This is a genomic window from Legionella hackeliae (assembly GCF_000953655.1).
Classification (GTDB): domain Bacteria; phylum Pseudomonadota; class Gammaproteobacteria; order Legionellales; family Legionellaceae; genus Tatlockia; species Tatlockia hackeliae.
On the sequence record NZ_LN681226.1, the window covers coordinates 85,351 to 96,620 of the forward strand.

Sequence of the window (11,270 nt, forward strand, 5' to 3'; positions counted from 1 at the left end):
AACAGGCTTAATTACGTTATAACCCACGATTATCACACAACGTTATCAACAGATTTTGTGGATAACTATCCTCTTTCGCTCATTAGTTTGATCAACCAATCAACCTCACTAGCAGAATTCACCTCGATAATCACTTTTCCCTTACCTTCAGCATTTACTTTTACAGAAACATTTGTTGTAAATTGTTGAGATAGATAGGTACTCCACTCCTCACACTTGTCATGCCGTGTAGCAAAAGAAAAAGTCTTGTCACGTTCATTATTCCCTGATAACTTCAATCGGTTTGCTAATACCTCCGTGTCCCGCACATTGAGCTGTTTCTCAATGACGGTGCATGCAACCTGATATTGATGTTCTGGCGAAAGTTTCAAAAGCGATCGGGCATGTCCCATATCAATTTTACCCTCGTTTAGCATCTCTATTACTCTAGAATCCAAAGATAGTAAGCGAAGCGTATTAGTAACCGAGACTCTAGATCGCCCTATCATTTGTGCTATGTCCTCATGAGTCATTTCAAACTCTTCGCGAAAACGGTTTAATGCTAACGCTTCTTCAATCGGGTTAAGATTTTCACGTTGAATATTTTCAATCAGTGAAAATGCAAGAGCAACATTATCATCAATATTTCTAATAATAACTGGCACATAAGTTAATCCTGCTTTTTTTGCTGCTCGCCAACGTCTCTCACCAGCAATAATTTCATAACGTTCTTCTGTAATCTTTCTAACAATAAGTGGCTGAATAATCCCTTGGACTTTGATGGAGTTTGCAAGCTCGTCTAAAATAGATTCATTAAATTGTTGTCTAGGCTGATATTTGCCAGAATTTAATAACTCAACAGCTAAATGAGTTATCGATTCGCTGGGTATAGATTCTCCATCCTGGAATGAATTGTCTAAGGCTCGAAGCAACTTCAATCCCTTCAATTCTATATTTGACACAAGTGTCTCTCCTCAATTATCCCTGCAAACGTCCCACCTTACCTGTAAACGTCGCATCATCAGTTATTTTTCTTATTTTTGCTTCCCGAAAACGTCTCACCCTATCCTGTAAATGCCGCAACCATCCCTGTAAACGTCCCTGACAATTCCCGTAAGTGTCCCCAAGATTCTTTTAAAACCCTTAAGAACATTGACTCATCCAACTTCTAAACAACTAATAAAATGATCTTAAAAAAATTAAAACACGTTGTGTTTCTATAGTAAATAGAAATTTTAATTTTCTGTTGCATTTTCAATAAATCACAGATAAATTATAAAAAATGTGAAAATTAATTATTTTAATAAAAGGGAAATCATGCTTGATCCTCAAATCATTACGTATGGTACAGATCATCCAGAACAATTAATGGATAAGTTCTATCAAGCGGGTAACGAAATGTTACTGACATTAAGAAATTTTGTAATTAATCCCGAAAAAAGAAAAAAACCAAGAACTTGGGGAGCAATTGAAGCCGCAAAAATGGTTAAGGTTTCTGACCCTACATTCAGAAAATTATTAGAATCCTCAGATGATATACCAGGAGTAGTAATCGAAGACTCTGAAAATGGTAGAAAAGTAAAAAAATATACATTAGCTGCCATCAATGCGCTTAGAGATAAAGCAGAAACTCGATACAAAAGACCAAAAGGTTCGAAATGCTTAACCATAGCTGTTTCTAACTTAAAAGGCGGAGTTGGGAAAACTGAAACTACAGTTGATTTAGGAAAGAAAATTGCCATCGAAGGTTTAAAGGTTCTCCTGTTAGACTTCGATGCACAAGGAACAGCAACTTTAATTAGTTCAGGGTTAATCCCCGATTTGGAACTACGTTATGAAGACACAATAACCAATGTGTTAATCTCAAATCCTAACAACATCAAAAATGTAATACTAAAAACGCATTTTGATGGTTTAGATATCATCCCTGCTAACTTAGCCATACAAGATTGTGATCTTATATTACCTAACGAAAAAGAAAACAACCATGAGCGTTTAGGTTCTCCTTTTATTCGCTTATCTGAGTCATTAAAGATTATTAAAAATCAATATGATGTTATTTTGATCGACTGTGGCCCAAATCTTGGCTTGTTAACGCTCAACGCAATCATTGCCTGTGATGGAATCATTATCCCTATTCCTCCCAGTATGAACGACTATTCAAGCTTTATTATGTATACGGCTACCTTACGAAATATGTTCAAGGAATTACCTTCAAAAAAATTGGAGTATTTGCGAATCCTCATTTCCAAGCACAGCGGAAGTAACGAAGCATTACAGATGGAGAATATGATGCGAGAACAGTTTGGTAGATATATTCTCACAAATCATATGTGTGAAACCGTTGAAGTTGCAAAAGCAGCTAATGAGATTGGAACCATTTATGATGTTTCAAAACCGCGTGGTAGCCGCGAAGCTTATCGCAGAGCTTTGCAACATTTGGATGATGTAAATCTTGAAATTATTAATAACTTTAAAGAAATCTGGGAAAAGCAATCTAAAGCATCCTTTGTAAGTGGAGAGTAACATGGATAATAGCAAACGTAACGTTCATAATTCTGGCCCCTTAGGTATGCTAATGAAAAGTGGTCAAGTAAAGAAAATAGAGACCGCTGAGGAAGAAGTTGTTTTAAAACAAGCTGCTCCTAAGGCGCCATCTTATTTTAAAACCCAATCTGGGATTGAATTTGCTGAACAGGAATTAATTTACGTTAACCCAGAAGAGTGCGAGCCATGGAAATATGCTAACCGCCAAGAAGGTGAGTTGGGTGATATTGATGGTCTAATTGATTCTATTAAATCAAATAAGCAGTTACAGCCAGCTTTAGTAAGAAACCACCCTAATCCTCATGGGAAAATAAAGTATGAGGTTATTTTCGGCCGAAGAAGACACATCGCCTGTATGCGATTAGGAATTCCTTTTCTTGTAATTAGAAAAGATATTCCCAACGTACAAGACGCGATTGCATCGCAAGATGCAGAAAATAAGCTAAGGAATGATGTTAGTAATTATTCTAATGCGATGCTTTATAAACGATTGTTATCAGATAATGTATTTAAAACAGAAAAGGAACTTTCTGAAAAATTACGTATTTCCTATTCAACATTTAATGAATTGATGGCTTATTCTAAAATTCCAGAAGATATAGTGGACGCTATCCCTGATGTACATACCCTTTCTAAACAGCTTGCTGTAACGATTGTTCAATTACTTAATAAGTCTAAAAGCAACTACGATAAAATGCTCTCTATTGCGAATCAGTTAGGTAAGACAATCACCTCACAGGCTAAATTAGAAAAAATATTTGAAGAGAAGACATTACTACAAAAAAATGAAACTAAAACCACGAGTAATGCTAAGTCTTATATTTCTATAAATGGAAAAAAATTATTTACTTTTAAGTCAGATTATCGAGGACTTCCATCTATTGTTCTTAATAAAGAGATTGCTAGTTTTGTTAATGTAGAAGATATGTGTAAACACGTTTCAAATTATTTAGAGCAAATTGTAGCAGAATCCGAGTACTCGGATTGAAAGCTAATCCGAGTACTCGGATTACGTGTTTAGTAGCATGGAGAAACGTATGGGAAGCGTAGCAATAAATAATAAGAGTCTCGAACTCAAAAAACATGTTAACGCAATACATTGTTCTAATAACCTGTCATTAGTTCAGCGAAAGCTGTTTAATGCCCTGCTATTTAATGCATATCCAGATCTTCCTTACAAACAGCAATTCGAAATCAGAGGAAAGGATCTATATCAACTGATTGGTTACAATAGCAAAGATACTGCAAAGTTAAAGGAAGCTCTCATTGGATTAATAACAATAGCTATCGAGTGGAACGTTATTGATTGTTCAACAGGACAAGAAAAAAAGTGGAAGGCAAGCTCAATATTGGCTTCTGCGGAACTTTCAAATGGGATTTGTATTTATGAATATAGTCAGGTAATGAAAGATCTCATGTATCAACCTGAGATTTATGGTCAAATCAATATCGATCTAATTTCAAAGTTTAAATCAGGTTATGGTTTGGCGCTTTATGAGAACTGTATTCGATATAAAGGACTTGCGCAGACACCATGGTTTCCTATAGAGATTTTTAGAAAGTTAATGGGCGTATTTGATGGAAAATATCAAGTATTTAAGGATTTTAAGAAAAGAGTACTTGATGTTGGGGTAAATGAAGTAAATACCGTATCACCTATCCGTATTGTTCCTGAAATAGAACGAGTTAATCAGAAAGTTACTAGAGTTCGATTCAAACTAGAAAAACAGGTTGATGAATCTCCAATTCAGCTAAATAACTTATCAATTGATGAGGAGTTAAAACAAATATTGATTAATACTTTTGGATTTTCGACTCAAATGATTGATGAGACATATGCAAAATATGATAGTGAGTATATTCGAGAGAAAGTAGAAATTATTACTCAATCAGAAAGTTTTGTTGCTGGAAAAATTAGAGGATTAGCTGGCTATTTGATTGAAGCATTGAAAAAAGATTATAAGCTAAGCAGATCGAGCAAAGCTGTAATTAATGAGCGTCGCAAGATCTTAGAGGCTAAAGAAAAAGAAAAGAAAGAAAAATTGGAAGAACAGTCAGAGCGTTACAAGCAGTATGTAAATAAAAAGATAAACACTTATCTAGATAAATTAACAGAACATCAAAAAAGCGATTTAAACAATGATTTTGAGGAGTTCATAAAAGAGCAAAGTAGTATTCTTAAAAATTGGTATAAAAAGCATGGCCTAGATCACCCTGCAACCAAAGCCTCTTTTCATAGCTTCATTAAAGAAAATAAACATAATGAAATAGGTACTATCATATCAATGGAAGATTATATTGAGTTGGTTCAATAGAAATTAAACCTTAAAGATGGGACATTTACGGGGATTGGTATTATTTTATGGTGGGACGTTTGCAGGGAGTGTTCGTTCCATAATTTCTATTCCTATTTCATACCAAGCGCTGTTTGTATGATACAAAGTAAGTAATAAAGGGAATGTGTAATGAAAACAATTTGTGTATACCTTGGCGCTAGCTCTGGAAGTAATCCGGCATTTCAAAAAGCTGTTATTAAACTTGCTCATGAAATAGTGGCTCATAGACTTTCCCTAGTTTATGGTGGGTCAAGTCTGGGTATGATGGGTTTATTAGCAAAAACTGTAAAAGAGCTAGGCGGTAAAGTAGTCGGGGTTATAACCACACATCTTTTAGACAAGGAAAAACCGTTAGACATTCTAGATGAACTTCATATAGTTTCTTCCATGCAAGAAAGGAAAAGAATGCTTCAACAACTGGCAGACGCATTTGTCGTTATGCCAGGTGGTTTGGGAACATTAGAGGAAGCGATTGAAACATGGAATGCCATAAAAGTTGGAGAGCTAGACAAAAAGATAGGATTTCTTAACGTTGATAATTATTTTATAAAGCTATTTAGTTTTATTGAGCATTGTAATAAAAGTGGATTTATATTGGCCGAACAAACAGCTATTCCATCAATGCAAATTGAACCTAAAAAATTGTTGCGGGATTTAATCCTACTAAAATATGAAGAAATTGATTGTGTGATGTAACAGTAAAGAATTTTTTTTAATAAGGATATGAAATGCATGCTGTAAGAGGTGAGAAAAAAGGAATAGTGTATTTACATTGGTTAAACGCAGTAACTACATTTAGTTTTGCTATTTTATTTTCATCATTATCCCTTTATTTGACAAAGAACATTGGCTTAACTCAAATGCAATCCAATGGGGTCGTTGGATTTTTTCTTGCATCAAATTTCATTTTGCATTTTGTAGCTGGTTACATTGGGGACAGATTTTTAAGTAATCGATTGCTATTTGCCATTTCAACACTAATACAAACTTTAGGCCTAATAGTCCTTAATTTTTCTGAGTCATTTGTATATCTAGGGTTAAGTTTGTTTCTTATCGGTTGCGGATTAGGATCTACATGTATTAATTGCCTTATTACCCAACAATTTACTAGTAACGAAAATGAATTAAGAGAAAAAGCATTTTTTTATAATTACAGCGCGATGAATATAGGGTTTCTCTCTGGTTATGTCATGAGTGGGTTTATTGATATTAACGATAGATACGATCGTTTATTTGAAGTAAGTAATTTGATTAATTTAATTACGGTGTTTTTCATAATTAAATCGTGGAGATATTTTGCAAAAGATAACGTAAATATCAGAGAGGAGATAAAGAGGGGGCAGCTAGGACTGGTATTAATCATACTAATTATACCTATCCTTCTAGTAGGGTTTTATTATTCCTGGTTAGCAAATAGCCTCATACTTTTTATTGGTGCTGCGGCATTATTATATATTACATTACTTGGACGTAGTTTAAGTCCGCATAATGCACGGAAAAAAATTTATTCTTTTGTATTTTTAACTGGAAGTTCAATTGTATTTTGGATGCTTTATTTTGTAGGACCGATGGGTATTTCTCAATTTTTGAAGTACAACGTGAATATTTACATGGGTTCTTATTATATTCCTCCACAATGGTTAATGAATTTAAACTCAATTTTTGTAATTATTGGCTCACCTATAGCTGTCAAACTATTTGATAAATTAAGGAAGAAACAAATCACCATTTCCATATCAAAACAATTTATGAGTTCCTTACTGTTTATTGCTTTGTCGTTTTTGGCATTGACTGTTGGCATAGAGAATTGTGGTACTGATGGATTAACTAGCATGAGTTGGATTATTGTGCATTATCTTCTTCAAGCAATAGGGGAGTTGCTTATTGCTCCTGTTGGTTACGCGATGATAGGAAGTCTTGCACCAGAAAAATTACAAGGGCTCATGATGGGTATATGGATGATGGCTTCAGGAATAGCAGCCACAATATCCAATTATTTTTCTAATTTAATGACTCAATCTGAATCATTAAATCCTCTTATTAGTAATGAACACTATTTGGGCGCTTTTACCCAGCTAGGTTTTTATGCAATTTTGGGTGCACTTATTCTATGGTTTTGTTCTAAAACGATTGAGAATAGTATACAAAAAAACTCGACCGAAGCTATCAAGGGAATGGCATAATCTATTGTAACGATAATTCGGCCTGTAACTTAGATAATTTTGTTTCTTCTTGAGCTAATATTTTAAGAAAATTATCCAATATATTACGGTTTTTTATTGTTTTAATATCTTTTTTAATACCATTAATAAGGCTTTGTTGAATTTGAAGGGATTTTTGCAATTCCTTGTTAGTACTTGGATGATGAGCCAATTCATAACCATTGCATAAACGGTTATTCGTAGCTATCTCATCTAATCCAGAATAAGTACACTCTTCTTTCTTCAATTGCAGGCGGGCCGCCTTTTCTTGATCTTGCTTTTCTTGGTAATGTTTCCCTTCAGGAGAGTATTTATTAAATCCTTTGGGTGTTCTCCAGCGATTAGTGCGAAGAAGTTGAGAAATTATATTAATTTTGTGTTGAAAAGTGCCAATTTTTTGAAATTGCTCTTGGTTATTTAATGAAAATACCACCTCATCGAAGACTTTTTGTGGTGAGGATAGTTTTACTCCGTGTTGCTTTTGAACATTCAACAACATCCCTTTAACGATATTGAGCTCAGTAAATGGTAGTTTATTGTCTGAATTAGGAAAAGTAATATTATTAATTACTCTATTTTTTTCTTTATTAATGGTATCTGTTGAAACAAGATAATCCATTCTCTCGTTTATATCCGGTTCAGGGGTAATCTCCTTTTCTTTTATCTCTATAATGGTTTCTGGTTCTTTGTAGATCAGTTGTAATTTGTTTTGAAGTGTTTCTGTAATAGCTATAAACGATCGAGGTACGCCGTAATATTTAAATCGTTTTCGAATAATTAGGCCTTCTTCTTCTAAGCTTTTTAGGTAGATGTATATTCTACTTTCACTAAACCCAAGTTCTGCAGCAAGATCAGGGATTTTCCTTGTAAACCATAATCTATTGTCACGCTTTAAAAGAGTGCCTTGATGATGAAAAATTATTTTATCTAAGAGAAGTGCTTCTTTAGAGCATTTGGTTAATGAAAGAAGCTTGTTAAAGCCTAAATAATAAATCGAATTATTCATAATACATCCATGTAAAAAATATTACTTAATTAACCCTGATGTAGTCAGCATATAAATTAACTGAGGCGTGGTTTTACAATTAAAGCTTGTTTTTAAGTCACTGAGTCGATAAAGAATGTATCTTTTTGACTTTTTTGTATCTTCTGCAATGTCATTCACATGACAGCCGCTGACTATCATTTTTATGATTTGATTATCCACATGATCGATTGTCATTTAAAACTCCGTTTTTATATAAAACGCATTCCATGTGACATAATTTATAACTTGAAATGCATTAATGCAATAAAAATTATTATTTTTACCGATAAATTTTATTACATGAAATACAACTTGATTGAATACCCTCATCTTCTCTTGTATGATTCAGTTATTAATAGGATTTTATATTGATGCCATATGAGTGAATTATCGTGGGGTAAGGTAAAAACGGACATAGCTCGGGTTAACAAACGCCTCTATGAAGTATTGGAAACTATAGACGGTATTCAAAATATGCTTTTTACTGTTCTTGAATATCAGTATGGGCAGATCATTGCAGATGAACACCATTTCTATTTACCAAATACGGGTGGCAGACTGTCTTCAGTTCCTTTTTCAATGGTTTTAGAAAAAAATCTTGAAATGTTTATTGAATTTAAAGGGAAGTCGAGTACACACCAGGTCTATAGAGAAGGAGATTTTTTAAGCGTTAGTTCACTTTATAATGCTTCAAATACTCATCATCCTACTGATATATTACAAATATCCTCGGGCGCAAGGAATACATTCTTACTCTGTCCTGTGGCAGATGCAAGGCCTCATGCGAGTTTAGAAAAGTATTTTAAGGCAGATATTCCAGTCCCAGATGATCTTGGAAAACATTATTTAACCTTCAAAAGCTTATGTGATGCGGCTAATTGTAACTGGCGTTCAAGATTATTGGTATTTCCTTCTGAAATTGTAACCTTAATAAAAGAGAATAAATTACCTACTCTTTTGAGTTTAGTGATGGAGTTTGATTCTAATCAGACAGGATATTATGCAAATCTACCTTTTTATAATTATCTAATGGCTTATGTTCGGGCAAATAACCCCGAAATATCTCAAAATGAATTCACTAATAATGCGATTAGCCAATTAATTACCATAGGAACGGGACAAGTTCCTGGCTACGGATTGGCTGTCGGTGATGATTTATTGCCCTTAGACTTTATTGTTGACTTATATCGCGATATATATAAATCCAAATACACTCCCTTTGTTATGGAGCCTGTGCATTTTGATAAAAATAAAAATGATCCTGTTTTTTATTCAATACTCAAAGAAGAGATGGCTTTCAAACCAACATCATTTTCAAATAAACCACAGCGTTGTGAATTAATATTCGATACTTATTTACAATATGCAGAACATATAAATAAATTAGGTCATTTCAAGAGTACGCCTTTTTTTGAAAGCGCAACGAATCTGGAGCTAACCCTTTTTCATGAAAAGAACAACCAAGTGACTAATAACCTATTTAAGCTGCCTAGAGAGACAATTTTTTCTTACGATCCTCGTTTTTTAGAAGTAACTGATAAGCTTGGTTATTCAGTTGAGCAGTTTCCTTCGAAAACAACATTTTTAGTAGGATGTTTTGGTATTAAATATAATGAAAATAAAGAAACTGTTATGCATTGATCCCCTTCAGGATTATGAACTAATTGATTGTGATCTACTCATTCAATTAGGGATTTCTCCCATTTTTTTGATTAAAGATGTATCTAAATTTGTTAAGGACAGAGAAAATGTATTAGTAAGCTCATTTTCATTTGAAGATCTACTAGCTATTTGTGATTCGATTCGCCCTGATTATATAGTCTGTTTTTCGGAAGATATGTTTGTTGATATAGCAAAAGTCAGGGAAAATCTAAATATTGCAGGTATGAGCTTGAATACATCGATGCTATTAAGTCATAAAGATCTTATGTATCAAAAATTGGATGGTTTATTTTCATATCCTAAAACAACTACATTGATTGAATCTTCAAACCTAAAATCAATCAAAGAAAAGATAGGTGTACAAGAGATATTTATTAAACCTATTAATTCCTCTGGTTCTTATGAGACATATCATATTAAAACCGAAGAGGAGTTTTGTAATTTTTTGCTCAATAAGAAAGAGAATGAGGAAAAATATATCGTTCAAGCTTATGTGGCAGATGATTTATACCATTCAGAATTGGCAGTATTTGATGGGAATATATTATTTGTAGAAGCCAGAAAATATACTCATCCAAATCATTTAATGGTCAGTAAAAATTTGCCTATATTTAGTCTGAATATTTTAGATGCACACCAGCGACAATTAATTTTGGATGCTTCGATTAAGGTGTGCCAGTTATTAGAATTCAATAACGGGGTACTTCACACTGAGTTTTTTATGAGTAAGGATGGTTATATTCAATTTATTGAAACCAATCCTAGACCTCCAGGTATTGGTCTAAATAAGCTATACCAGAAGAAATACTCCATAAGTCTTGAAACAATTTTATGTTGTATTGTTTGTGGGATTGAACCTCCTCGCTTGGTAAAGAATAAAAGCTATTACGTTTGTGGTTATTTTCCTACAAAGAACGGTGTTATAAAAAGAATTAATAAGCCTGAGCTTTCTGTACAAAATGAGTGGACACTTTTTGTTAGGCCAGATGATACCAGTGAGCAAATGGCGCATATGTCTAAGTCAGCGCTGGTAATTTGTTGGGATGATTCTATTACTGAAATAAATCAAACAGGAAACTTTCTTGCAGAGCAAGATATTGTAGAAATATATTAATTCTAAAAATCGATTATAGCCTCATTTTGGCTGCTGATGAGTTTTTAGTAAGGTCTTTAAACAGTTGTTCGTTCATATTTTCGTCACAATTGTTAAAAATATAAGTAAATTATATATGTCGTTTATACAAAAATCTACGGGTTATAGGAATGCATAAATATCAATTAATAGAGTTTAATTCAGATAGAAAACAAATCCAATTGGTTTCCAATAAATCAAATTTGCAACAAGTATTAGCAGAATTTTATAAAGAAAATTTTGAAAAGATGTTTGACGACAGTGGTTGTTCAAAGGGATATATTTCCGTATTTGTTAACTCAGAACAGATATCATCCATTAAAGACATTACTCTTAAACCTAATGATGAGGTGTGTATTGTAACTTCAATTTCAGGAGGGTAGTGG

11 protein-coding genes and 1 pseudogene are annotated in these 11,270 nt (G+C 33.4%); 9 read left to right on the forward strand and 3 right to left on the reverse strand.

Annotated features, from left to right (window positions below):
• Window positions 1-65: 65 nt before the first annotated feature.
• On the reverse strand, window positions 66-941 hold the full coding sequence (locus tag LHA_RS15665; RefSeq protein ID WP_011212457.1) for a ParB/RepB/Spo0J family partition protein: 876 nt from the start codon (window positions 939-941) through the stop codon (window positions 66-68).
• Between the two features lie 227 nt (window positions 942-1,168).
• Here LHA_RS15665 and LHA_RS17460 point away from each other — a divergent pair.
• From LHA_RS17460 to LHA_RS15690, 6 genes and pseudogenes are all read left to right on the forward strand, one after another.
• Window positions 1,169-1,240, forward strand: a pseudogene (locus LHA_RS17460) (hypothetical protein); the annotation flags it as partial.
• A gap of 56 nt (window positions 1,241-1,296) precedes the next feature.
• Window positions 1,297-2,505: an AAA family ATPase gene (locus LHA_RS15670; protein WP_011212458.1), complete on the forward strand. Its 1,209-nt coding sequence runs from the start codon at window positions 1,297-1,299 to the stop codon at window positions 2,503-2,505.
• Between the two features lies 1 nt (window position 2,506).
• Window positions 2,507-3,514 (forward strand): ParB/RepB/Spo0J family partition protein, encoded by a 1,008-nt coding sequence (locus LHA_RS15675; protein ID WP_011212459.1) that lies wholly within the window; start codon window positions 2,507-2,509, stop codon window positions 3,512-3,514.
• Between the two features lie 49 nt (window positions 3,515-3,563).
• On the forward strand, window positions 3,564-4,841 hold the full coding sequence (locus tag LHA_RS15680) for a replication initiation protein (protein WP_021436873.1): 1,278 nt from the start codon (window positions 3,564-3,566) through the stop codon (window positions 4,839-4,841).
• A gap of 150 nt (window positions 4,842-4,991) precedes the next feature.
• Window positions 4,992-5,558 (forward strand): LOG family protein, encoded by a 567-nt coding sequence (locus LHA_RS15685; protein ID WP_011212461.1) that lies wholly within the window; start codon window positions 4,992-4,994, stop codon window positions 5,556-5,558.
• 32 nt (window positions 5,559-5,590) lie between these two features.
• Window positions 5,591-7,045, forward strand: coding sequence for a peptide MFS transporter (locus LHA_RS15690; protein WP_011212462.1), 1,455 nt, complete (start codon window positions 5,591-5,593; stop codon window positions 7,043-7,045).
• A 1-nt stretch (window position 7,046) separates the two neighbouring features.
• Here LHA_RS15690 and LHA_RS15695 read toward each other — a convergent pair whose 3' ends face one another.
• Together LHA_RS15695 and LHA_RS15700 are read right to left on the reverse strand one after the other, a co-directional pair.
• A complete protein-coding gene (locus LHA_RS15695; protein ID WP_011212463.1) occupies window positions 7,047-8,069 on the reverse strand; it encodes a helix-turn-helix domain-containing protein in 1,023 nt (340 codons plus the stop codon).
• A 21-nt stretch (window positions 8,070-8,090) separates the two neighbouring features.
• A complete protein-coding gene (locus tag LHA_RS15700; protein WP_011212464.1) occupies window positions 8,091-8,285 on the reverse strand; it encodes a hypothetical protein in 195 nt (64 codons plus the stop codon).
• 183 nt (window positions 8,286-8,468) lie between these two features.
• Between LHA_RS15700 and LHA_RS15705 the strand changes: the two genes are divergently transcribed.
• The 3 genes from LHA_RS15705 (at window position 8,469) to LHA_RS15715 (ending at window position 11,267) form a co-directional block, all read left to right on the forward strand.
• Window positions 8,469-9,731 (forward strand): hypothetical protein, encoded by a 1,263-nt coding sequence (locus tag LHA_RS15705; protein WP_011212465.1) that lies wholly within the window; start codon window positions 8,469-8,471, stop codon window positions 9,729-9,731.
• The gene (locus tag LHA_RS15710; RefSeq protein ID WP_021436872.1) at window positions 9,703-10,866 is read left to right on the forward strand and encodes an ATP-grasp domain-containing protein; all 1,164 of its coding nucleotides are present in this window, start codon (window positions 9,703-9,705) and stop codon (window positions 10,864-10,866) included. Before LHA_RS15705 ends, LHA_RS15710 begins: the two co-directional genes overlap by 29 nt.
• A 149-nt stretch (window positions 10,867-11,015) precedes the next feature.
• Window positions 11,016-11,267 carry a MoaD/ThiS family protein gene (locus tag LHA_RS15715; RefSeq protein ID WP_011212467.1) on the forward strand — a complete coding sequence of 84 codons (252 nt, stop codon included), beginning with the start codon at window positions 11,016-11,018 and terminating at the stop codon, window positions 11,265-11,267.
• Window positions 11,268-11,270: the final 3 nt, after the last annotated feature.